The organism is Pseudomonas sp. B12(2026) (assembly GCF_057767015.1).
Window position 1 is genome coordinate 2,182,502 of the sequence record NZ_CM173430.1, and the last position, 20,785, is coordinate 2,203,286.

Below are 20,785 nucleotides of genomic sequence, written 5' to 3' on the forward strand. Positions count from 1 at the left end.
GGCTTTTTTGTGCCTGTCGTTCTCCTGGCATCAGGGGACGACGGGCTTGCGCCCGTGATCGCGGAGAAGCTCCGCTCCTACAAAAGCCGCCCCGGCGCCAACCGGTGACCATGCTGCGGGATGAGCACCTGTAGGAGCGAGCTTGCTCGCGAACCGGGGCGGATCACGGACGGAGCCCGCTCCTACGGTCACCGCCGGCACGGCTTTTGTAGGAGTGGACCTTGTCCGCGATAAGCGCCCGCAGGGCGCTCTCCTCCTGCTCTACGGGCCCCGGCTACAGACTCTTGCCATCGAACTCGCGAATGCTCAGCCCGCCCACATCCACCTCCGGCAGGCACCGCACGTTGATGGCGGCGATCGGGCTGCCGTCTGGCATCGCCCCGTACGCCAGCGGCGCGCAGCCGCAGGTCGGGCAGAAGCGGTGCTGGATGCGATGGGTATTGAAGGTGTAGGTGCTCATGGCGCTTTCCGGCGTGGTCAGGCGCAGCCTGTCCCTGGGCACCATCCACAGCAGCGAACCGCGCCGGCTGCAGATCGAGCAGTTGCACTGGATGACTTCGCCGATCTCGCCTTCCACCTCGAAGGCGATGCCGCCGCAGTGGCAGCTTCCGTGATACAGCATGATCGTGCTCCTCGTCGCGTGAACGAACGTGCAGTGTAGCTCGGCGCGCAGGGCCGGTTCCGACTAACATTGAAGGCGCCTGCACAACCACGGAGGTCGACATGAAGGCACTTTACGCTGTACTCGCCGCCAGCCTGCTGCTGGCCGGCTGCTCGGGCACCACGGTCAATCGCGACAGCTGCGCCAGCGAACTGAACGCCGCCTGGAAGGAACTGGACCTGGCCAAGGCCGAGGGCTTCGCCGGGACCGTCAGCTATTCCAAGGCGCTGGCCCTGATCACCGCCGCCAAGACCGAGCAGCAGGTCGAGTCCTACGGCGGATGCCTCGACAAGGCCAGCAAGGCGCGCTACTACATCCGCGAATCGCGCGCCGGCCGCTAGCCGCGGCGTGCCTGGAACCCCTGGCGCGGGCATAATCGCCAGGCGGACGGACGCATCGATCCGTCCGGCAGTCAGGGGATTCTTGCATGCAACTCGATTTCACCACCCTCGCACCCGCCGACGCCTACCGCTGGCTGGCCTCCACCGTCACACCGCGGCCGATCGCCTGGGTCTCCACGCTGTCCGCCGAGGGCAACAGCAACCTCGCGCCGTTCAGCTTCTTCCAGGTCATCGCCGACGAGCCGCCGACCCTGATGGTCAATACCAGCGTGCGCGACGACGGCAGCGTGAAGGACACCCTGCGCAACGTGCGCGAGACCGGCGAACTGGTGATCCACCTGGTCAGCGCCGCCCAGGCCGAGGCGATGAACGCCACCGCCGCCTGGCTGCCCCATGGCGTCAGCGAGATCGAGCACGCCGGCATCGCCACCCTGCCCAGCGAACGCGTGGCGCCGCCGCGCGTGGCCGGCGCGCCGGTGGCTTTCGAATGCCGGCTGGCCGAGATCATCCCCTATCCGGCGGACAACCCCAGCGCCTACCTGATCTTCGCCCGGGTGCTGCTGGCGCACGTCGACGACAACGTGATGCGCGACGAGCGCCATGTCGACCCGGCGAAGCTGGACCTGGTCGGGCGCCTGGGCGGGACCCAGTACAGCTACACCCGCGACACCTTCAGCATGATCCGTCCCAGGTAGACCGGCAGCGCCTGCCGGCTTCGGCCGTCAGTGTTCTGGAAGCGACCTCCACGTATCCCTCCGCAGCATCATTGTGCCATCACCGTCGCGGCCCCTATCCAGGGGCCGACGGCGCTCCTAATGTTCCGCCCGAAAGCAACGATAACGATCAGGAGACCTTCGAGGATTTCCTGCAACGCCATTGCGGATGGGGGGAGATGCCATGGTTGCCTTCGTGCAGCGTCGTCTGGCCGACATGGGGACGGCGAAGAAACTGGCCATCGGCTTCGGCCTGGTGCTGCTGCTCACCGCGCTGGTGGCGGCGATCGGCGTCACGGCCTTGCGGGCCATTTCCCAGCGCTTCGACGCGCTGAGCGACATGTCCACCATCAACCGCGAAATGCTGGAGATGCGCCAGAGCGAGAAGGACTTCGTGATCGACGCCAGCGACGCGGCCGCCGACAGCCTTCGCCGGCACGCCGGCAACCTCGGCGAGGCGGTGGCGCGGCTCAAGGTCCAGCCGGACCAGGCCGCCGCCATGGCCGAGGTTGAGCAGGGCATCGCCGACTACCTCGCCGCCTTCGAGCGCTTCGAGAAGTCCAGCAAGAGCCGGCGCCTGTCGCTGGATGCCGCCACCTGGTCGGTGAGCGGCGCGTCCAACAGCCTCGACATCCTGCAATCCAGCCTGGCCGACGACGGCGCCTACGAGCTCAAGGATTCCCAGGGCCAGAAGGGCGAGGAACTGCTGCAGCAGGCCGCCCAGGTCAGCCAGCTCTACCGCCTGGTGCTGCAGGGCCTGAACGAGGCGCGCTCGCGCATGGAGGCCGGCGGCAAGGCCAGGGATGAAACCGGGGGCGGCCGGATCAAGTCCGCCGCCGAGGCGCTGGAGCTGTCAAGCAAGCTGCAGGCGAGCATCACCGACCCGACCTACGTCTCGGTGCTCAAGGACGTGGTCACCAACATCAACAGCTTCGTCGAGAAGCTCGACGAGTACACCGCGGCCCTGCAGGAAGAAAAGCTGGTCCACGCGCAGATGAGCGCCCGCGCCGCGCAGGTCATGCAGCAGGTGGACGCCGCCTACGCCGCGCAGCGCTCGGCGATGTTCGCCGACCTGCGCACCAGCGAACTGCTGATCGTCGGCTCGGCGGCGCTGGCGCTGCTGGTCGGCGCGCTGGCCTCGCTGCTGATCACCTGGATGATCGTGCGCCCGCTGCGCCAGGTGATCGGCCTGGCCAGCCGCATCGCCGAGGGCGACCTGAGCGCCAGCATCGAGGTGCGGCGCAAGGACGAAATGGGGCAACTGATGCTGGCCGTGGCGAGCATGGCCGACAGCCTGCGCGGCATCGTCAGTCGGCTCAGCCACGGCGTCGGGCAGATCACCGCGTCGGCGCAGGCGCTGTCCGGCGTGACCGAGCGCACCCAGCGCGGCGTGAACACGCAGAAGGCCGAGACCGACCAGGTGGCCACCGCGATGAACCAGATGGCCGCCACCGTCCACGACGTGGCGCGCAATGCCGAGGAGGCCGCCAGCTCCGCCGAGCAGGCCGACGGCAAGGTGGCCAGCGGGCAGGAAGTGGTGCGCCAGACCCTCGGCCGCATCGAGCAACTGGCCGAGGCGGTGCGCGCCGCCACCCAGAGCATCGAGCAGCTCGGCCGCCAGAGCCAGGGCATCGGCAGCGTGCTGGACGTGATCAAGAGCGTTGCCGAGCAGACCAACCTGCTGGCCCTGAACGCCGCCATCGAGGCCGCGCGGGCGGGCGAGCAGGGGCGCGGCTTCGCCGTGGTCGCCGACGAGGTGCGGGCGCTGGCGCGGCGCACCCAGCAGTCCACCGCCGAGATCGAAAGCCTGATCGCCGCCCTGCAGAGCGACGCCGCCACCTCGGTGCAGCGCATGCAGCGCAGTCACGCGCTGGTCGAAATGACCGTCGGCGACGCGGTGCAGACCGAGGCGGCGCTGGGCAACATCGCCTCGGCGGTGGCGGTGATCCACCAGATGAACCAGCAGATCGCCGCCGCCTCCGAACAGCAGAGCGCGGTGGCCGAGGAGATCAGCCGCAGCGTCAGCAGCATCCGCGGCATCGCCGACGAATCGGCGCAGGCCATGGAGTCCACCGCTTCGTCCAGCGTCGAGCTGGCGCAGCTCAGCGGCGAGCTACAGGGGCTGGTCGGCCAGTTCCGGCTGTGACGGCCGGTCCCAGGTGTGCTCGGCCTTGCGCTGCTGGTGCCAGCGCCGGTAGGCGTTGACCCCGGCGCGCACCGAGCTGAACACCAGCGGCGGCTTCACTTCGCCCAGCGCGCCGGAGCGCTTGAGCATCGCCAGCGTCTCGCCGGTGACCCGCGCCAGGGACAGGTACACGCCCTGGGCCTCCAGGGTCTGCTGCACCTCGCGCAAGGTCGTCAGCCCGCTGATATCGAGGTTGAGGATGCCCTCGGCATTGAGCAGCACCGCGCGCGGGTGCTTCGACCGGGCGACGACTTCGAGGATGCGCTGCTTGAAGTAGTCGGCATTGAAGAACAGGATCGGCGCGTCGAAGCGGTAGATCACCAGCCCCGGCAGCGTATGCGCGTTGGGGTACTGCTCCAGCTCCACCTGGCCGTCGATGCCCTGCACCCAGCCCATCACCGCGTCATGTGGCCGGTAGGTGAGATAGAGCAGGCGCAGCAGGGCGAGCATGATGGCGACGAAGATGCCCGGCAGCACGCCGACGCTGAGCACGCCCGCCGTGGTCAGCACGCAGAGGCTCAGTTCGAACCGGCTCAGCCGCCAGAAGCCGCGCAGCGCGCGGAAATCGATCAGGCCCCAGCCGGCCATCAGCAGCACCGCGCCCAGCGCCGGCACCGGCACCCAGCCCAGCGGCTTGCTGAACAGCAGCAGCACCAGGCCGATCACCAGCGCGGTGACGACGCCGACCATCTGGCTCTTGCCGCCGACCATGTCGTTCACCGCGGTGCGCGAATCGGCGCCGCTGATCACGAAGCCTTGGGAAATCCCCGCGCCGATGTTGGCCATGCCCAGCGCCATGAACTCGTGGTTGGCGTCGACGCTGTAGCCGTGGCGTGCGGCGAAGCTGCGCGCGGTGAGCATGGCGCTGCAGAAACTGATGATGGTGATGCCCATGGCATCGCGGAACAGGCTGCCCAGCTCCTCGATGGTGGTGTGCGGCAGGGCCAGCGTGGGCAGGCCCTGGGGCACCGCGCCGAGCAGCTTGATGCCGTACTGGTCGAGCCCCAGCAGGGCCGCCGCCAGGGTGGCGAACAGCACGCCGACCAGGGCGCCGGGCACCCGCGGGTAGAAGCGCGGCAGGACGATCATCAGCAGCAGCGTGGAGACGCCCAGCGCCAGGGTCGGCAAGTGGGTGTCGCCGAGATTGCGCAACAGGGCGAACAGGCCGCGGAGGAAGCCGCTGGTCTCGCTCTGGTAGCCCAGCAGCTTGCCGAGCTGGCCGGCGATCAGGCTCAGGCCGATGCCGTTGAGATAGCCCACCAGCGTCGGCCGCGAGAGGAAGCTGGCGACGAACCCGGCGCGGGCGAACCCGGCGGCGATGGACAGCGTGCCGACCATCACCGCGACGATCATCGACAGTTGCAGCAGGCGCTGCGGATCGCCGGCCGCCAGCGGTGTGATGGCGGCGGCGACCATGGCGGCGGTGGCGGCGTCCGGGCCGACCATCAACTGCCGCGAACTGCCCACCAGGGCGTAGATCAGCATCGGCAGGATGCAGGCGTAGAGCCCGACCTGGGCCGGGAAGCCGATGATCTGCGCGTAGGCGATGGCGGTGGGAATCTGCACGGCGGCGACCGACAGGCCGGCCTGGATATCGCGGGGCAGCCAGTCACGGCGATAGTGCAACAGGCTGTGCAGGCCGGGCAGCCAGCGGGCGAGGGGCATCGATGAGTCTTCCTTGGGTACGACCAGGCAGAGAGCTTAGATGGAAAGAGGCCGCGAAGCTTGTCGAAAATCAGTGGGATAGGAGCGGGCAGCGGTGTGCACAGAGGGAGATGGTCGGTTCTTGCTCGCGAGGCTTTTTGTCTGCCGTGGAGCCGGATGCTTCTGGCACGCTGGGCTCTGCGTAGGAGCGAGCTTGCTCGCGAACGGCCTGACGCCGGCCCTGCCGGCGGATCGCGGACAAGGTCCGCTCCTACACCTGCGAGGTGCACCGCTTTCGTAGGAGCGGATCTTATCCGCGATGCTTTTGGTTGGGTGTTTCTGCGCCGCTTCGGCGTGTGCTGGGAGATTTGGTTTCGCCCTCCCGGGCGAGTCCCTTTTGGGGCCCCAAAAGGAACCAAAAGGGCCCGTCCCGGCATCCGGGTCTTCGCTTCGCTCAGACTTCCCTCGCTCCGGCATTGCTCCGAGGGTCGGCGTACAAGGGCCGTCCCTGGCCCTTTACGCCTCTCGCGGCATCCATGCCGCTCGCCCCTCTGCGCAATACCTCCACTCGGCCTCCTGACGGGACCCCGCGCGCGCCGGATGTTTCGGTGTGACAGACAGAGCCGGGGGTGAAGGATTTGCACTTCGTAGGATGGCGTGGAGCGAAGCGATACCCATCAGGGGATAACGCTGCGTGTTAACCCCCTACGCAGAGCAAGAGCATCGCGGACGAAGTCCTCTCCTATGCAAGTGCGCCGCTTTTGTAGGAGCGGATCTTATCCGCGATCCGCCGGCAAGGCCGGCGTCAAGCGGGTTCGCGAGCAAGCTCGCTCCTACAAGAGAGGATTGGCGTGAGCCGTCAGACCTTCAGCACCAGCTTGCCGAAGTTCTCCCCGCTGAACAGTTTCGCCAGGGTCTCGGGGAAGGTTTCCAGCCCCTCGACGATGTCTTCCCTCGACTTCAGCTTGCCCTCGGCGATCCACCCCGCCATGTCCTTGAAGCCTTCCGGGAAGCGGCTGGCGTAGTCCATCACCACCATGCCCTCCATGCGCGCGCGGTTGACCAGCAGCGACAGGTAGTTGGCCGGGCCGCGCACCGCTTCCTTGTTGTTGTACTGGCTGATCGCGCCGCAGATCACCACCCGCGCCTTGGGCGCCAGGCGGGCCAGCACGGCGTCGAGGATGTCGCCGCCGACGTTGTCGAAGAACACGTTCACGCCCTTGGGGCATTCGCGTTTGAGGCCGGCGTTGACGTCCTCGGACTTGTAGTCGATGGCGCCGTCGAAGCCCAGTTCGTCCACCAGGTAGCGGCACTTGTCGGCGCCGCCGGCGATGCCGACCACGCGGCAGCCCTTGATCTTCGCGATCTGCCCGACCACGCTGCCCACCGCCCCGGCGGCGCCGGAGATGACCACGGTGTCGCCGGCCCGGGGCTGGCCGACGTCGAGGAAGCCGAAGTAGGCGGTCATGCCGGTCATCCCCAGCGCCGACAGGTACAGCGGCAGCGGCGCGCGCTGGCTGTCCACCTTGTAGAAGCCCTTGGGCTCGCCGAGGAAGTAGTCCTGCACGCCGAGGGCGCCGTTCACCTCGTCGCCGACCTTGAAGTCCGGGTGCTGCGAGGCGATCACCTGGCCCACGCCCAGGGCGCGCATCACCTCGCCGATGGCCACCGGGGCGATGTAGGACTTGGCGTCGTTCATCCAGCCGCGCATGGCCGGGTCCAGCGACAGGTACTGGTTCTTCACCAGGATCTGCCCGGGGCCGGGCTCGCCGACCGGGGTTTCCACATAGCTGAAGGTTTCGCGGGTGGCGGCGCCGACCGGGCGCTGGGCGAGCTGGAACTGGCGGTTGATCTGGGCGGTCATGGCAGTGGACTCATGGAGGGGAAAGCCTAGGTGATAGTCCGCGCATCCCGCGGCGGCAAGTTCCGTCCGCCGGAGGAATGCCTGCTCATCGGTCTGAGTGATCTAGCCTCGTCTGCATCATCATTGTCGTGGATGCAGGGACGTCGCGCCGCCTGATAGTGCTTCGCGCCGCCGGAGCGCTGGCTAGACTGCGACGGTTCACCCCACATCGTTTCGAGGTTCGCTCATGAGTCAGCTGCTTTCCGGCCAGGTCGCCCTGGTCACCGGCGCGGGCGCCGGCATCGGTCGCGCCACTGCACAGGCCTTCGCCCAGCAGGGCGTGAAGGTCGTGGTTTCCGACGTCGACGCCAAGGGCGGCGAAGCCACCGTCGAGCTGATCCGCGCGGCGGGCGGCGAGGCCACCTTCATTCGCTGCGACGTGACCCGCGACGCCGAGGTCAAGGCGCTCGTCGACGGCACCGTCGCCGCTTACGGCCGCCTGGACTACGCCTTCAACAACGCCGGCATCGAGATCGAGAAGGGCAAGCTGGCCGACGGCGAGGAGCGCGAGTTCGACGCCATCATGGGCGTCAACGTCAAGGGCGTCTGGCTGTGCATGAAGCACCAGATTCCGCTGATGCTCGCCCAGGGCGGCGGCGCCATCGTCAACACCGCTTCCGTCGCCGGCCTCGGCGCCGCGCCGAAGATGAGCATCTACGCCGCTTCCAAGCACGCGGTGATCGGCCTGACCAAGTCCGCCGCCATCGAATACGCGAAGAAGAAGGTGCGCATCAACGCCGTGTGCCCGGCTGTGATCGACACCGACATGTTCCGCCGCGCCTACGAGGCCGACCCGAAGAAGGCCGAGTTCGCCGCCGCCATGCACCCGGTGGGCCGCGTCGGCCGCGTCGAGGAAATCGCCGCCGCGGTGCTCTACCTGTGCAGCGACAACGCCGGCTTCACCACCGGCATCGCGCTGCCGGTGGATGGCGGGGCGACGGCGATCTGATTCGGCGACGCGGGAACCCAGGACGACAGTTGCTTCTGCGAAACCGCGCATTGGCGCGGTCCTTGGTCGTGGGAGCAACCGTCCTTTCCGTGATGCCTTAATTTCATTCCGCTTTCCTGAAGAGACGCTCTGGCGCGCTGAGAGCCTCAGGGCGCGCGGCGCCAGTTCAGCACCAGTTGCGTCAGCAGGCCCGCCACCAGCCCCCAGAAGGCCGAGCCCACGGAGAACAGGGTGAAGCCCGAGGCGGTGGTCAGGAAGGTGACCATCGCCGCTTCGCGCTGGCGGGCGTCGGCCATGGCGTTGCTCAGGCCGTTGGTGATCGAACCGAGCAGGGCCAGCGCCGCGATGGACAGCACCAGGGCATTGGGCAGCGCGGCGAACAGCGCGGCCAGGGTGGCGCCGAAGATGCCGGCGGTGCCGTAGAACAGCCCGCACCAGAGCGCGGCGGTGTAGCGCTTGTGCGGGTTTTCGTGGGCTTCCGGGCCGGTGCAGATGGCCGCGCTGATCGCCGCCAGGTTGATGCCGTGGGAGCCGAAGGGCGCCAGCAGCAGCGAGGCGATGCCGGTCACCGAGATCAGCGGCGAGGCCGGCACCTGGTAGCCGTCGGCGCGCAGCACGGCCAGCCCCGGCATGTTCTGCGAGGCCATGGCGACGATGAACAGCGGGATGGCGATGCTGATGGTGGCGGCCAGGGAGAAGCTCGGGGCGGTCCACACCGGGCGCGCGACTTCCAGCTGGAACTGGCTGAAGTCGAGCAGGCCGAGGAAGCCGGCCAGGGCGACCCCGACCAGCAGCGCGGCGAATACCGCGTAGCGCGGCGACAGGCGCTTGGCCAGCAGGTAGCTGAGGAACATCGCCACCACCAGCAGGGTTTGCTGCTCGGCGGCGTGGAGGATTTCCACGCAGATGCGGAACAGCACGCCGGCCAGCAGGGCGGCGGCCAGCGAGCCGGGCACCTGGCGCATCAGACGGTCGAAGCTGCCGGTGACGCCGCACAGGGTGATCAGCGCGGCGCAGACGATGAAGGCGCCGATGGCCTCGCCGTAGGGCACGCCGGGCAGGCTGCTGATCAGCAGCGCGGCGCCGGGGGTGGACCAGGCGATGACGATGGGCGTGCGGTAGCGCAGGGTCAGGCCGATGGTGGTCAGCGCCATGCCGACGGACAGCGCCCAGATCCACGAGGAAATCTGCGCGGTGGAGAGGCCCGCCGCCTGGCCGGCCTGGAACATCAGCACCAGCGAGCTGGTGTAGCCGGTGAGCATGGCGACGAAGCCCGCGACGATGGCGGCGGGGGAGGAGTCGGCCAGCGGGCGCAGGCGCGCGGGGGCGGGAGCGGTGTCAGTCATGCGCGGACTCCGTCAGGCGCTGCCGAGCAGCGGGTAGAGCGAGGCGACCAGCAGGCCGGCCATGCCGAGGTTGAACAGGCGCAGCCGCCGCGGGTCTTCCAGCCAGCGCCGCAGCAGGCTGCCGAGGACGGTCCAGACGCCCACGCTGGGCAGGTTGACCACGGCGAACAGGGTGGCCAGGAGGATCACGTTGCCGATGAAGGCGTCGGGCGGCAGGTAGGTGGCGATGGCGCCCACCGCCATGACCCAGGCCTTGGGGTTGACCCACTGGAAGGCGGCGGCCTGGAGAAAGCTCATCGGCGTGCCGCCTTGCGCCTCGGCGGCCTCGGGGGCGCCGGCGCGGGCGATCTTCCAGGCCAGGTAGAGCAGGTAGGCGCCGCCGGCGTAGCGCAGTGCCGTGTAGGTCGGCGGGAAGCGCTCGAACAGCTGGTGCAGGCCCGTGCCGACGGCCACCACCAGCAGCAGGAAGCCGATGCTGATGCCGAGCATGTGCGGGATGGTCCGGCGCACGCCGAAGTTCACGCCCGAGGCCAGCAGCATCATGTTGTTGGGGCCGGGGGTGATGGAGGTGACGAAGGCGAACAGCACGAAGGCGCCGAAGAGTTCGAGGGGCATGGCGGAGGACCCGAGTCTTGTTGTTCCCGCAGACTAATCCGCCGGCTCCGGGCTGTCCCATAACAGACAGGCGCCGAGTGGCCCGTACAGTCGCGGCGCTGGCAGCCCTCCCGGGGCCCCGGTATGGTGCGGGAATGCCACACAACGTTGGACACGCCGCCATGGAACAGAACCCTTACGCCGCCCCCAAGGTCGAGCTGGTGGACCAGAGCGCTCCGCGGGCGTTCGTCGATGGCCGCTGGAATCCCGGCCGCCTGCGCCTGCTCGCCGGCCTGAGCCTGGCGCTGCTGCTCGGCGATCTGGTGCTGTTCGGCCTGTCCTTCGCCACGCCGCTGAGCGGCGCGCCGGCCTGGCAGCGCTACGAGCTGTGGATGGGCGCGCTGTGCACCCTGCTGGGCTGCTTCGTCCTGTGGCGCAGCAAGCATTTTCTCGAAGACCGCTTCGGCGCGCACGGGCTGGGCTGGCCGGTGGGGCTGTCGATCGTCCTGGCGGTGACGATGGAGCTCTACAGCGTGCTGCTCGACGAGCACCTGCGCGGTGAGCTGAACGGCGTGCTGATCGGCTTCATGGCGATGTTCGTGCCCAGCGGCATCGCCACCCTGTGGTACGGCATCCGCCTGCTGAAGATCGGCCTGCCGTATCCGTCGGTGAAGGCCCTGGGCTGGCTGAACGTGGCGGCGGGGGTGTGCCTGCTCAGCGTGCTGCTGTTCCTGCCGGGCGTGCTGCTGGAGGTGGTGGCGCTGTTGCCGATGGCGCTGATGTTCCTGCGCGGGGCGCGGGAGCTGGACGGCGCGGCGGGTTAGCCGCGCTCCTGCGGCTGGGCGATGGCGCGGTTCACCGCCATCCAGCCCATGACCGCTTCCTCGCCGGCCTCGCCGAAGGCGCGCTGCAGCAGGCGGTCCTGCTCGCGGCGCAGAGCTTTCTCCAGCTTGCTGCCTTCGGGCGTCAGCCCCAGCAGGCGCTTGCGCTTGTCGCTGTCGGCGGCTTCGCTGCGGATCAGCTTGCGCTCCAGCAACTGGCGCAGCGGAACGTTCAGCGCCTGCTTGGTCACGCCCAGGGCGGCGAGCAGCTGGCTGACGCTCAGGCCCGGGTTGCGCGCGATGAAGAACAGGATGCGGTGGTGGACGCGGCCAAGCCCGCGGCGGGCGAGCATTTCGTCGGGCTTGGCGGTAAAGGCCCGGTAGCTGCGGAAGAAGGTTTCCATGGCCTGGAGCTGCAGACTGCTTTTTATAAGGTCAGGCATATTGACGTGTCCGGTCAGCGCGTCGTAGCTTCGGTCAAGCAGTTTGACTCATTTTTCCTTGCCTACGCTACCGGTGACCCCATGGCCTTCTCCGAACGCATTGCCCGCCTGAAAAGCTCCTTGATCCGTGAAATCCTTGCCGCGGCGCAGCGTCCGGAAGTGATGTCCTTCGCCGGTGGCCTGCCGGCCGAACCCATGCTGCCGAAGGTCGAGTGGGACGCGATGCCGGCGAGCATGGGCCAGTACGGCATGAGCGAGGGCGAGCCGGCCCTGCGCGAGGCCATCGCCGCCGAAGCGCGCAAGCTGGGCGTGCCCTGCGAGGCGAGCCAGGTGCTGATCGTCAGCGGCTCGCAGCAGACCCTGGACCTGGCCAGCAAGCTGTTCATCGATCCGGGCACCGAGGTGCTGCTCGAAGCGCCGACCTACCTCGCCGCGCTGCAGGCCTTCCAGCTGTTCGGCGCCGATTGCGTGACCGTGCCGCTGGGCGCCGAAGGCCCGGACGTCGCCGTCCTGCGCCAGCGCCTGGAGCAGCACAAGCCGTCCTTCGCCTACCTGATCCCGACTTTCCAGAATCCGTCCGGCGTGCGTTACACCGAGCAGCGCCGCGATGAGGTCGCCGCCCTGCTCGACGAGTTCGGCGTGACCCTGATCGAGGACGAACCCTACCGCGAGCTGGTGTTCGATGCGGGCGCCGCGACCCCGCTGGTCAGCCGCCTGAAGAAGGCCAGCTGGATCTACACCGGCACCGTCTCCAAGACCCTGCTGCCGGGCCTGCGCGTGGGCTTCCTGATCGCCACCCCGGACCTCTTCCCGCACCTGCTGCGCCTGAAGCAGTCCGCCGACCTGCACACCAACCGCATCGGCCAGTGGCAGGCGCTGCAGTGGTTCGGCACCGAAGCCTACAGTGGCCACCTGGCCGAGCTTCGCGACTTCTACCGCATCCGCCGCGACGCCATGCAGGCGCAGCTGGAGGAGCACTTCGCCGACCTGGCCGAGTGGAACGTGCCGCAGGGCGGCCTGTTCTTCTGGCTGACCCTCAAGCAGCCGCTGGACACCCGCACGCTGCTCGACCCGGCGCTGCAGCAGAACGTGGCCTTCATGCCCGGCGAACCCTTCTTCACCGATCCGGACGCCAACCCCGGCCACCTGCGGCTGAACTTCAGCCACGTGGCGCCGGAGCGCCTGGGCGAGGGCCTGCGCCGGCTGGCCTCGGTGATCCGCGACGCACAGGCCGCCAAGGCCGTCTGAGGAGGCAGGATGTACACCGTCTACGGCGATCGGCTGTCGGGTAACTGCTACAAGGTCAAGCTGGCCCTGCATCTGCTCGGCCTGCCGTACCGCTGGCAGGATGTCGATATCCTCAAGGGCGAGACCCAGACGCCCGAATTCCTGGCGAAGAACCCCAACGGCAAGGTGCCGGTGCTGGAGCTGGAAGACGGCACCTGCCTGTGGGAGTCCAACGCCATCCTCAACTTCCTCGCCGACGGCACCGACCTGCTGCCGAGCGAACCGCGCCTGCGCACCCAGGTGCTGCAGTGGCAGTTCTTCGAGCAGTACAGCCACGAACCCTACGTGGCGGTGGCGCGCTTCATCGAGTTCTACCTCGGCCTGCCCGAGGAGCGCCGCGAGGAGTACGAGCGTTGCCACAAGGCCGGCTACAAGGCGCTGGCGGTGATGGAGAAGCAGCTGCAGCAGACGCCATACCTGGTCGGCGACCAGTATTCGATCGCCGACATCACCCTGTATGCCTACACCCACGTGGCGCACCAGGGCGGCTTCGACCTGTCGGGCTACCCGGCGATCAACGCCTGGCTGGCACGGGTGGCCGACCATCCCCGGCATGTGGGCATGCAGGACTGAGCCTTCGGTCCGCCACCTGAAAACGCCGCTTCCCGGGAAGCGGCGTTTTTCATTCCGTTCGCGGCAGGTTATTCCCCTGAATGAGATCGGGTTCGCGGTGGTGAAAGAAGGCGAAGTGCCATCAGAAAAATCCTAAAAATCCGCTCAAGGCCGCGTGTTCCGGGGCTTTCCGGTTGACCGGCATCATGGCGGCGTTTTGTCACCTTCCCTAATCTGGCCGGGCTGCCACGCGAACGTACCGATGTGGCCGGGCGCGATAGGCAGGCAGTGTCGTCGCCCGGCGGATGAGGGGGAATGATGGCCTATCTGGTCTGGCAGGACGATCTCAATACCGGGATTCAGGTAATCGATTCGCAGCACAAGCGCATCGTCGAGATGATCAATCAGCTGCACGACGCGCAGGCGCACCATGACCGGTCGTTGCTGGGCAACGTGATCGAGGAACTGGTCGACTACACCCTTTCGCATTTCGCCTTCGAGGAGACCCTGCTGGAGGACTCCGGCTACCAGTTCACCCGTGCCCACAAGAAGGTGCATGAGCTGTTCATCAAGCGGGTGTCCGACTACCGCATGCGCTTCGAGTCCGGCGAGGACGTGACCGATGAGCTCAAGGGCCTGCTCGGCCGCTGGCTGTTCAATCACATCCGCAACGACGACGCCAACTACGTGGAAGCGGTGCGGGCCAGCATGCACGAGCTGACCAGCGACCAGAGCCACGGGGGCTGGCTGTCGCGCTCGATGAAGCGCTTCTTCGGCTGATTCATCGGCTTATTCGGCCCTTTGCCGACGCGAATCCCCCAAGGCTATCTATGCTCAGTGCTACATGACGACAAGGCATGCCTGGGGGTTCATCGGTATGAAAACGCTGTTGAAATCGCTGTTGCTGGTTTCCCTGCTGATCTCTTCCTTTTCGCTGTTCGCCGCGCAGGCCGCCGCCCCGGATGAGGCGAAGCGCGCCCAGGCGCTGCTGGGCAAGGCCGTGGCCTATTACAAGGCGGAGGGGGACAAGGCCTTCGCGGCATTCAGCCGCCAGGGCGAATTCGTCGATGGCGACCTGTATGTCTTCGTGGTGGACGGCAAGGGCACCATGCTGGCCAGCGGCGGGCCTTCGGTGGTGCTGATCGGCCGCGACGTGTCGACGACGCTCGACCCGGCCCTGCGCGAGCAGTTCGCCAGGACGCTCGCCGAGCCGGCGACCGGCAAGGTGCAGCAGGCGGAGTACCGCTGGCAGAACTGGGCCGACGGCCGCTCCGAGCGCAAGCACGTGTACTACCAGCGGGTCGGCGACCGCTTCATCGCGACCGGCTACTACCTGCCGCGCGCCACGCCGGAGCGGGCGGTGGCGATGCTGGACAAGGCGGTGAAGGCCGTCGAGTCCGACCCGGACGGCACCTTCCGCAAGATCAATGCGCTCGATAGCAGCTTCATCGAGGACGATCTCTACGTGTTCGCCGTCGATCTCGATACCTCGAAATTCGTCGCCCACGGCTTCAACAGCCGCATGGTCGGCACCGATTTCGCTTCGCTGAAGGACCCGGGCGGCAACCCGGTCGGCCACGCCATGCTGGAGCTGGCCCGCGGCCAGGGCGAAGGGGAGTTCGAATACCAGTGGCGCAACCCGGTGACCAGCAAGGTGGAGAACAAGCACGCCTTCCTGCGCAAGGTCGGCCACTACATGGTCGCGGTCGGCTACTACACGCGCTGACCGGGGTAAAACGCAGGCATGAAAAAACCGGCCCTCGGGCCGGTTTTTTCATGGCGGCGGTCCGGCGTCAGCGGATCAGGCTGAGGAACTCGCTGCGGGTGGCGGCGTTCTCGCGGAACTCGCCGAGCATCACCGAGGTGACCATCGCGGAATTCTGCTTCTCCACGCCGCGCATCATCATGCACATGTGCTTGGCCTCGATCACCACGGCCACGCCCAGCGCGCCGGTGACCTGCTGCACGGCCTCGGCGATCTGCCGCGACATGTTTTCCTGGATCTGCAGGCGGCGGGCGTACATGTCGACGATGCGTGCGACCTTCGACAGCCCCAGCACCTTGCCGTTGGGGATGTAGGCGACGTGGGCCTTGCCGATGAAGGGCAGCAGGTGGTGCTCGCACAGCGAGTAGAGCTCGATGTCCTTGACCAGCACCATTTCGCTGTTGTCGGAGCTGAACAGGGCGCCGTTGACGATCTCCTCCAGCGTCTGCTGGTAGCCGCGGCAGAGGTACTGCATGGCCTTGGCGGCACGCTTGGGCGTGTCGACCAGGCCTTCGCGGGTGACGTCCTCACCGAGCTGGCTGAGGATCGCGGAGTAGTGTTGTTCCAGGGACATGGATCTACCTGTGGCAATGGCAAATATGAGAACCGTGGCGCAGGGTAGGGCGCGCGGCCCTGGCTGGCAAGGGCGGCGTGCCCGCTGGCGCGGCGGCGTTATTACTCGTCGCGGCCTTCGAGCATGGTGCGGCGCAGCATCACGTAGATGGCGCCGGTGCCGCCATGTTTCGGCAGGCAGGAGGCGAAGCCGAGCACCTGCGGATGCTGGCGCAGCCAGGTGTTCACGTGGCTCTTCATCATCGGGCTCCTGCCGTCGATGCGCGCCGCCTTGCCGTGGGTGACGCGGACGCAGCGGACCTCGAAGCGGCTGGCCTCGGCGAGGAAGTCCCAGAGGGTCTCGCGGGCCTTTTCGATCTTCATGCCGTGCAGGTCGAGGCTGCCCTCGAAGCCGATCTGGCCGGCCTTGAGCTTGCGCATCTGGCCTTCCTGGACGCCGTCACGGGCCCAGTAGAGTTCGTCCTCGGGGCCGACGTCGATGACGAACTGATCGGACAGGCCGTCCACCCGGATGTTTTCGGTGCGCACGGTCGCGTTCTGCCGCAGCTCCTTGAGCTGCTGGCGGTCGGCCTTGGGCTTGCCGGTGTCGGCCTGGTCCACGGTGATGCGCTTGACGCCGCGCATCTCGCGGCTGAACAGGGAAAAATCGTCGTCTTGCATGCGCACCTCCACGAAGAGCCGCGCAGTTTAGCGGATCACGCGGAGCTTGCGGGAGCCCGCGGAACGCTCAGTCGCGCTTCTTCATCAGCCGCGGCGACAGGCTCAGGCCCTCGCGGCCGCGCGCACGGCGGCGGGCGGCGCGCCAGAACATCACGCCCAGCCACAGGCCGAACAGCCCGATGACCAGCAGCACGGCGCCGGCGCCCGGCTCGATGTGCAGCACGCCCACGGCGGGCTGGCGGCGCAGCAGGGCGGCGACGCCGGCCATCGCGGACAGAATGCCGAGGGTGGCGATCACCGCGGCCAGGGCGGCGGCGAAGCGCCAGCGCCAGCGTCCCGGGCGCTTGGGACGCAAGGAGCGCGGATTGAAACTACCGGACGACTTCATCCCGACTTCCTCATCTGTTGAACGAGGCTATGACCGGTCAGGGCGGGAGGGGGTTCCAACCCCGGGGTCGGGAGGCGGCGGACCCGGTTTCCAGCCGGGCCGCGGGCTCAGCGCCTAAGCTGAGCCTAACCGCTGGCGGCTGTGGTTGCCGCCCGTCGGGACGGACGGCGTCAGACCAGGGCCTGGACCTGGGCGACCACCGCGGCGAAGTTGTCGCCCAGGGCGGCCATTTCCGCGCGGTGCAGGTCGCGGGCGGCGAGCACGCCGCCTTCCGGGGTGGGGATGTCGCGGGTGGCGCAGGCGGCGTCCGCCAGGGTGCAGCGGTAGCCGTAATCCTTGGCGGCACGCACGGTGGTGCTGATGCTCGAATGGGTCATGAACCCGCAGACGATCAGGTCCAGGCGGCCGCCGGCCTGCAGGCGGTCATGCAGGTCGGTGCCGGCGAAGGCGTTGGGCAGGCGCTTGTCCACCACCACTTCGCCCGGCAGCGGGGCGAGCTCGGGGAGGAACTGGCCGCGCGGCCCCTGCGGGTCGAGCACGCCGCCACGCACGCCGAGGTGGTGCACGTGGACGATCGGGGTGCCCATGGCCCGGGCCGACTCCAGCAGCAGGCGGATCTGCGCCACCGCCGCGTCCAGGTCCGGCAGCGCCAGCACGCCGCTGCGGTACTCTTCCTGGGCGTCGATGATCAACAGAGTGCTCTGGCGCAGCGTGGCCGGCGGGTACCCGCGGCCACTGATCTGCAGCATGCTGAGCGGATGGGACATGACTCAACTCCTGATAATCCAAGTGCCACCATTGTGGGCTGTAACGCGCCCCCTGTGAATCTTTGCGAAATCGCTCCATCGTGGTATTGGCAAGATCAACGATAGCTGGTTGGGGGCGCCCCAGCGCGTTGCCGTTCCGTTAGAATGCGCCCCTTTTTGCGAGCTGCGAGGACTGCGCCGTGACCCAATCCCGTCTGCTGACCCTGCGTGACCACATCCGCTGGGCGGTCAGCCGTTTCCACGCCGAGGAGCTGTTCTTCGGTCATGGCACCGACAACGCCTGGGACGAGGCGCGCCAACTGGTGCTCGGCGCGCTGCACCTGCCGTGGGAGGTGGCCGATGCCTATCTCGACTGCCGCCTCGAGGACGACGAGCGCGAGTACCTGATGCACCTGCTGCGTCGGCGCATCGAGGAGCGCGTGCCGACCGCCTACCTGCTGGGCGAGGCCTGGTTCTGCGGGCTGCCGTTCGTGATCGACGAGCGCGTGCTGGTGCCGCGCTCGCCCATCGCCGAGCTGATCGAGCGCCAGTTCGAGCCGTGGCTCGCGGCCGATCCGGCGCGCATCCTCGACCTCTGCACCGGCTCGGGCTGCATCGGCATCGCCTGCGCCAAGGCCTTCCCCGAGGCCGAGGTGGTGCTGGGCGACCTGTCCTTCGAGGCGCTGGAAGTGGCCAACATCAATATCGAGCGCCACGAGCTGGGCGAGCGCGTCTACACCGTGCAGGGCGATGGCTTCGCTGGCCTGCCGGGGCAGCGCTTCGACCTGATCGTGTCCAACCCGCCCTATGTCGACGCCGAGGACTTCGCCGACATGCCCGCCGAATACCACCACGAGCCGGCCCTGGGCCTGGCCTGCGGCGAGGACGGCCTGGACCTGGTGCGGCGCATGCTGGCCGAGGCGGCCGACCACCTGACCGAGCGCGGCAGCCTGATCGTCGAGGTGGGCAACAGCCAGGTGCACGTCGCGGAGCTGTACCCGGAAGTGGACTTCACCTGGTTCGACTTCGAATACGGCGGCCACGGCGTGTTCCTGCTCTCGGCCGAGCAGTGCCGGCGGCATCAGGACCTGTTCAAGGCGCGGGTGAAGGGCTGAGGCGTTTGGCGGGGATGAGCCTGTGCTGGTGAACCGCGCCCTGCCGGTAATCGGACGCGGGCTTCGGCGCTGATCGCGGACAAGGTCCGCTCCTACGAAGAGCGATTACACGCGCGCCGATCTACTTCCGTAGGAGCGGACCTTGTCCGCGAAGTCTTTCCATCCCGCACCGGTCGGCCAGGATCACACCGGTTCGCGAGCAAGCTCGCTCCTACGCAGAGCTTACTAGCCACGCCTCAGTGCGTGGCGATCCAGATCAGCAGCCCCGCCTGGAACACCGCGAACACGGTCAGGCAGGCGATGGTGAAGCGCAGGCTGGTGTCGTCGCGGCGGAAGGTCTCCAGGCGCTGTTCCAGGCGGCGGATTTCGTTGGACTGGGTGGCCAGCGTCTGGTCGGCCTGTTCGAGCATGGCGGCGGCGTCCAGCAGCGGCAGGATCTGCACCTTCTCCTTGTGCCAGTCGTCGTACAGCTCGCTGACCCGGCCGGCGCCGTAGCGCGCCTTGAGCAGCCGCGGGTCCTCGTAGGTCACCTCGAAGCCCTGGGCGCGCAGGAAGTGGTCGCGGCGCTGGCGGGCCTCTTCGTTCGTCACGTCCTTCATCGCCAGCGCGCCGCCCTCGACGCGGTAGTGCGCCCATTTCTTCTTCGCCCAGGCCACGCCCTGGGCCAGCAGGAAACGCCCCAGGCCGCGGTTCAGCGGTTCGGTGGCGAAGCCTGAGTCGGCGCCGAAGCGGATTTCCTTGTTGCGGTGGTCCGCCCAGACCTCCAGCAGGTTCACTTCCTTGCGCAGCACCTGCCCGGGCAACTGGATGCTCAGGCGCAGCAGGCTCTGCTCGGCGCTGTGCCGCTCCACCCGGCCGAGCTGGAAGAAGCGCAGCGGCCGCGCGCCGGTCGAGCGGTCGGTGGGCAGCGGCGCCAGGCGCAGCAGGCGGTAGTGCTCCGGGCCCAGTTCCGCCCAGGGGTGCGGGCGGGCGGGGCTCTCGGCGGCATTCTCGGCGGCGGGAGTGGGTTCGGCTTGGCTCATGGGACGGTCCTCGGGCCCGGTGGGCGTGACCGGGGCTGTCCCGAGGTTATCGACGGATCGCGGCGTTTCTTGAGACGTCCGCCCCGGACGACGCCAGGGTGGCGTCGGGCAGGGTCCGGGTGGCCTTCACGAAGTCGACGATGTGCTGCACCAGCTCCCGCGCCAGGGGCAGGTTGGGGTTGTTGTAGGAGGCCAGCTGCTGCGGGCCGCCGGCCGGCACGATGCGCAGGACGTGGTTCATGCCGTCGATCAGGTGCAGCGCGCTGTCGGGCTTGGCCTGCCTGAGCGCCAGCGCGTCTTCCTCGCCGACCTGGATGTCGTGCCGGCCCTGGAGGATCAGCGTCGGCATCTTCAGCGCGGCGAAGGCCCGGGCCGGGTCCTGGCGGAACAGCGAGATCAGGTAGGGCTGCACGCTGGGGCGGAACAGCACCAGCAGCGGCTGCGGCACCCGTGGCTGCAGCCGGCCGGCGTTGAGACCGTCGATCAGGCGGTCGGCCTCGGCCAGCAGGGGCGGCGGCAGTCGGCCCTGCAGCTGCACGCGCAGCACCTCGCCGATCGGCCGGGCGCTGCCGGAGATGGACACCACGGCGTCGGCGTGGGACGCCGGGGCCGCCAGGCTGGCGATCAGCGCACCCTCGCTGTGGCCGATCAGCACCTGGCGGCCGAAGCGCGGGTCGCGCGCCAGCCTGGCGCTCCAGGCGACCACGTCGGCGACGTAGCCCTCGACGCTGAGTTCCTCCTCGCGCGGCGCCGCCGGCAGGCTGCGGGCCACGCCGCGCTTGTCGTAGCGCACGCTGGCGACGCCGTGTTCCGCCAGCGCCTCGGCCAGCTTGCGCAGGTAGGCGTTGTTGCCGCCCTCCGGGTTGTTGCCGTCGCGGTCGGTGGGGCCGGAGCCGGCGATCAGCAGGGCGACCGGCGGCGGGGTCTCGCTCTGCGGCAGCAGCAGGGTGCCGCGCAGCACACCGTGGCCGGTGTCCAGGTCGTAGGGGCGCTGCAGGATGCTGGTGGGGGCGGCCTGCGCGGTCGATCCGAGCAGGAAGAGCAGGAACAGGGCGAGACGGCGCATCGAAGGCTTCA

At 68.3% G+C, this 20,785-nt stretch carries 22 protein-coding genes and 1 pseudogene; 11 read left to right on the forward strand and 12 right to left on the reverse strand.

Features of this window, described 5'->3' with window-relative positions; all coding sequences use genetic code 11:
• Window positions 1-274: 274 nt before the first annotated feature.
• Window positions 275-622, reverse strand: coding sequence for a GFA family protein (locus AC3B6A_RS10230; RefSeq protein ID WP_488402495.1), 348 nt, complete (start codon window positions 620-622; stop codon window positions 275-277).
• A gap of 101 nt (window positions 623-723) precedes the next feature.
• On the opposite strand from AC3B6A_RS10230, the gene AC3B6A_RS10235 reads away from it, so the two are divergent.
• The 4 genes and pseudogenes from AC3B6A_RS10235 (at window position 724) to AC3B6A_RS10250 (ending at window position 3,861) form a co-directional block, all read left to right on the forward strand.
• On the forward strand, window positions 724-1,002 hold the full coding sequence (locus AC3B6A_RS10235; protein WP_488402497.1) for a hypothetical protein: 279 nt from the start codon (window positions 724-726) through the stop codon (window positions 1,000-1,002).
• Between the two features lie 86 nt (window positions 1,003-1,088).
• The gene (locus AC3B6A_RS10240) at window positions 1,089-1,697 is read left to right on the forward strand and encodes a flavin reductase family protein (protein ID WP_488402499.1); all 609 of its coding nucleotides are present in this window, start codon (window positions 1,089-1,091) and stop codon (window positions 1,695-1,697) included.
• A 1,174-nt stretch (window positions 1,698-2,871) separates the two neighbouring features.
• A pseudogene (locus AC3B6A_RS10245) lies at window positions 2,872-2,955 on the forward strand (HAMP domain-containing protein); the annotation flags it as partial.
• A gap of 201 nt (window positions 2,956-3,156) precedes the next feature.
• The gene (locus tag AC3B6A_RS10250) at window positions 3,157-3,861 is read left to right on the forward strand and encodes a methyl-accepting chemotaxis protein (protein ID WP_488403561.1); all 705 of its coding nucleotides are present in this window, start codon (window positions 3,157-3,159) and stop codon (window positions 3,859-3,861) included.
• Here AC3B6A_RS10250 and AC3B6A_RS10255 read toward each other — a convergent pair.
• Both AC3B6A_RS10255 and AC3B6A_RS10260 read right to left on the reverse strand, forming a co-directional pair.
• Entirely contained in the window at window positions 3,829-5,565 is a 1,737-nt protein-coding gene (locus AC3B6A_RS10255) for a SulP family inorganic anion transporter (RefSeq protein WP_488402501.1), read from the reverse strand. The genes AC3B6A_RS10250 and AC3B6A_RS10255 overlap by 33 nt on opposite strands.
• 838 nt (window positions 5,566-6,403) lie before the next feature.
• Entirely contained in the window at window positions 6,404-7,408 is a 1,005-nt protein-coding gene (locus AC3B6A_RS10260; protein WP_488402502.1) for an NADP-dependent oxidoreductase, read from the reverse strand.
• Window positions 7,409-7,634: 226 nt separating this feature from the next.
• On the opposite strand from AC3B6A_RS10260, the gene AC3B6A_RS10265 reads away from it, so the two are divergent.
• Window positions 7,635-8,396 (forward strand): SDR family oxidoreductase, encoded by a 762-nt coding sequence (locus tag AC3B6A_RS10265; RefSeq protein WP_488402504.1) that lies wholly within the window; start codon window positions 7,635-7,637, stop codon window positions 8,394-8,396.
• 146 nt (window positions 8,397-8,542) lie between these two features.
• Here AC3B6A_RS10265 and AC3B6A_RS10270 read toward each other — a convergent pair whose 3' ends face one another.
• Window positions 8,543-9,742: a benzoate/H(+) symporter BenE family transporter gene (locus tag AC3B6A_RS10270; RefSeq protein ID WP_488402505.1), complete on the reverse strand. Its 1,200-nt coding sequence runs from the start codon at window positions 9,740-9,742 to the stop codon at window positions 8,543-8,545.
• A 12-nt stretch (window positions 9,743-9,754) separates the two neighbouring features.
• Entirely contained in the window at window positions 9,755-10,357 is a 603-nt protein-coding gene (locus tag AC3B6A_RS10275; protein ID WP_488402507.1) for a LysE family translocator, read from the reverse strand.
• Between the two features lie 161 nt (window positions 10,358-10,518).
• Between AC3B6A_RS10275 and AC3B6A_RS10280 the strand changes: the two genes are divergently transcribed.
• Window positions 10,519-11,160, forward strand: coding sequence for a hypothetical protein (locus AC3B6A_RS10280; RefSeq protein WP_488402509.1), 642 nt, complete (start codon window positions 10,519-10,521; stop codon window positions 11,158-11,160).
• Here the strand turns inward: AC3B6A_RS10280 and AC3B6A_RS10285 are convergent.
• Entirely contained in the window at window positions 11,157-11,600 is a 444-nt protein-coding gene (locus tag AC3B6A_RS10285) for a MarR family winged helix-turn-helix transcriptional regulator (RefSeq protein ID WP_488402511.1), read from the reverse strand. The genes AC3B6A_RS10280 and AC3B6A_RS10285 overlap by 4 nt on opposite strands.
• Before the next feature lie 81 nt (window positions 11,601-11,681).
• On the opposite strand from AC3B6A_RS10285, the gene AC3B6A_RS10290 reads away from it, so the two are divergent.
• The 4 genes from AC3B6A_RS10290 to AC3B6A_RS10305 all read left to right on the forward strand — a co-directional run bounded on the left by AC3B6A_RS10290 (window position 11,682) and on the right by AC3B6A_RS10305 (window position 15,165).
• Window positions 11,682-12,848: an aminotransferase-like domain-containing protein gene (locus tag AC3B6A_RS10290; RefSeq protein WP_488402512.1), complete on the forward strand. Its 1,167-nt coding sequence runs from the start codon at window positions 11,682-11,684 to the stop codon at window positions 12,846-12,848.
• A 9-nt stretch (window positions 12,849-12,857) separates the two neighbouring features.
• Window positions 12,858-13,460 (forward strand): glutathione S-transferase family protein, encoded by a 603-nt coding sequence (locus AC3B6A_RS10295; RefSeq protein ID WP_488402514.1) that lies wholly within the window; start codon window positions 12,858-12,860, stop codon window positions 13,458-13,460.
• 297 nt (window positions 13,461-13,757) lie between these two features.
• A complete protein-coding gene (locus AC3B6A_RS10300) occupies window positions 13,758-14,219 on the forward strand; it encodes a bacteriohemerythrin (RefSeq protein WP_488403563.1) in 462 nt (153 codons plus the stop codon).
• A gap of 97 nt (window positions 14,220-14,316) precedes the next feature.
• Window positions 14,317-15,165 carry a cache domain-containing protein gene (locus tag AC3B6A_RS10305; RefSeq protein ID WP_488402515.1) on the forward strand — a complete coding sequence of 283 codons (849 nt, stop codon included), beginning with the start codon at window positions 14,317-14,319 and terminating at the stop codon, window positions 15,163-15,165.
• Window positions 15,166-15,232: 67 nt separating this feature from the next.
• Here AC3B6A_RS10305 and folE read toward each other — a convergent pair whose 3' ends face one another.
• From folE to AC3B6A_RS10325, 4 genes are all read right to left on the reverse strand, one after another.
• Window positions 15,233-15,778 carry a GTP cyclohydrolase I FolE gene (gene folE / locus AC3B6A_RS10310; protein WP_488402516.1) on the reverse strand — a complete coding sequence of 182 codons (546 nt, stop codon included), beginning with the start codon at window positions 15,776-15,778 and terminating at the stop codon, window positions 15,233-15,235.
• 101 nt (window positions 15,779-15,879) lie between these two features.
• Window positions 15,880-16,437: a Smr/MutS family protein gene (locus AC3B6A_RS10315; protein WP_488402518.1), complete on the reverse strand. Its 558-nt coding sequence runs from the start codon at window positions 16,435-16,437 to the stop codon at window positions 15,880-15,882.
• Window positions 16,438-16,504: 67 nt separating this feature from the next.
• Window positions 16,505-16,825: a hypothetical protein gene (locus AC3B6A_RS10320; protein WP_488402519.1), complete on the reverse strand. Its 321-nt coding sequence runs from the start codon at window positions 16,823-16,825 to the stop codon at window positions 16,505-16,507.
• 170 nt (window positions 16,826-16,995) lie between these two features.
• Window positions 16,996-17,592 (reverse strand): cysteine hydrolase family protein, encoded by a 597-nt coding sequence (locus tag AC3B6A_RS10325; RefSeq protein ID WP_488402521.1) that lies wholly within the window; start codon window positions 17,590-17,592, stop codon window positions 16,996-16,998.
• Between the two features lie 179 nt (window positions 17,593-17,771).
• Between AC3B6A_RS10325 and prmB the strand changes: the two genes are divergently transcribed.
• Window positions 17,772-18,686 (forward strand): 50S ribosomal protein L3 N(5)-glutamine methyltransferase, encoded by a 915-nt coding sequence (gene prmB / locus AC3B6A_RS10330; protein WP_488402523.1) that lies wholly within the window; start codon window positions 17,772-17,774, stop codon window positions 18,684-18,686.
• Between the two features lie 236 nt (window positions 18,687-18,922).
• On the opposite strand, the gene AC3B6A_RS10335 is transcribed toward prmB, so the two are convergent.
• Window positions 18,923-19,708: a hypothetical protein gene (locus tag AC3B6A_RS10335; protein ID WP_488402525.1), complete on the reverse strand. Its 786-nt coding sequence runs from the start codon at window positions 19,706-19,708 to the stop codon at window positions 18,923-18,925.
• A gap of 46 nt (window positions 19,709-19,754) precedes the next feature.
• On the reverse strand, window positions 19,755-20,774 hold the full coding sequence (locus tag AC3B6A_RS10340) for an alpha/beta hydrolase (protein WP_488402527.1): 1,020 nt from the start codon (window positions 20,772-20,774) through the stop codon (window positions 19,755-19,757).
• Window positions 20,775-20,785: the final 11 nt, after the last annotated feature.

Coding starts and splice junctions, on each gene's coding strand:
- AC3B6A_RS10230 (WP_488402495.1), bottom strand. CDS start 622: ATGCTGTATCACGGAAGCTGCCACTGCGGCGGCATCGCCTTCGAGGTG.
- AC3B6A_RS10235 (WP_488402497.1), top strand. CDS start 724: ATGAAGGCACTTTACGCTGTACTCGCCGCCAGCCTGCTGCTGGCCGGC.
- AC3B6A_RS10240 (WP_488402499.1), top strand. CDS start 1,089: ATGCAACTCGATTTCACCACCCTCGCACCCGCCGACGCCTACCGCTGG.
- AC3B6A_RS10250 (WP_488403561.1), top strand. CDS start 3,157: ATGGCCGCCACCGTCCACGACGTGGCGCGCAATGCCGAGGAGGCCGCC.
- AC3B6A_RS10255 (WP_488402501.1), bottom strand. CDS start 5,565: ATGCCCCTCGCCCGCTGGCTGCCCGGCCTGCACAGCCTGTTGCACTAT.
- AC3B6A_RS10260 (WP_488402502.1), bottom strand. CDS start 7,408: ATGACCGCCCAGATCAACCGCCAGTTCCAGCTCGCCCAGCGCCCGGTC.
- AC3B6A_RS10265 (WP_488402504.1), top strand. CDS start 7,635: ATGAGTCAGCTGCTTTCCGGCCAGGTCGCCCTGGTCACCGGCGCGGGC.
- AC3B6A_RS10270 (WP_488402505.1), bottom strand. CDS start 9,742: ATGACTGACACCGCTCCCGCCCCCGCGCGCCTGCGCCCGCTGGCCGAC.
- AC3B6A_RS10275 (WP_488402507.1), bottom strand. CDS start 10,357: ATGCCCCTCGAACTCTTCGGCGCCTTCGTGCTGTTCGCCTTCGTCACC.
- AC3B6A_RS10280 (WP_488402509.1), top strand. CDS start 10,519: ATGGAACAGAACCCTTACGCCGCCCCCAAGGTCGAGCTGGTGGACCAG.
- AC3B6A_RS10285 (WP_488402511.1), bottom strand. CDS start 11,600: ATGCCTGACCTTATAAAAAGCAGTCTGCAGCTCCAGGCCATGGAAACC.
- AC3B6A_RS10290 (WP_488402512.1), top strand. CDS start 11,682: ATGGCCTTCTCCGAACGCATTGCCCGCCTGAAAAGCTCCTTGATCCGT.
- AC3B6A_RS10295 (WP_488402514.1), top strand. CDS start 12,858: ATGTACACCGTCTACGGCGATCGGCTGTCGGGTAACTGCTACAAGGTC.
- AC3B6A_RS10300 (WP_488403563.1), top strand. CDS start 13,758: ATGGCCTATCTGGTCTGGCAGGACGATCTCAATACCGGGATTCAGGTA.
- AC3B6A_RS10305 (WP_488402515.1), top strand. CDS start 14,317: ATGAAAACGCTGTTGAAATCGCTGTTGCTGGTTTCCCTGCTGATCTCT.
- folE (WP_488402516.1), bottom strand. CDS start 15,778: ATGTCCCTGGAACAACACTACTCCGCGATCCTCAGCCAGCTCGGTGAG.
- AC3B6A_RS10315 (WP_488402518.1), bottom strand. CDS start 16,437: ATGCAAGACGACGATTTTTCCCTGTTCAGCCGCGAGATGCGCGGCGTC.
- AC3B6A_RS10320 (WP_488402519.1), bottom strand. CDS start 16,825: ATGAAGTCGTCCGGTAGTTTCAATCCGCGCTCCTTGCGTCCCAAGCGC.
- AC3B6A_RS10325 (WP_488402521.1), bottom strand. CDS start 17,592: ATGTCCCATCCGCTCAGCATGCTGCAGATCAGTGGCCGCGGGTACCCG.
- AC3B6A_RS10335 (WP_488402525.1), bottom strand. CDS start 19,708: ATGAGCCAAGCCGAACCCACTCCCGCCGCCGAGAATGCCGCCGAGAGC.
- AC3B6A_RS10340 (WP_488402527.1), bottom strand. CDS start 20,774: ATGCGCCGTCTCGCCCTGTTCCTGCTCTTCCTGCTCGGATCGACCGCG.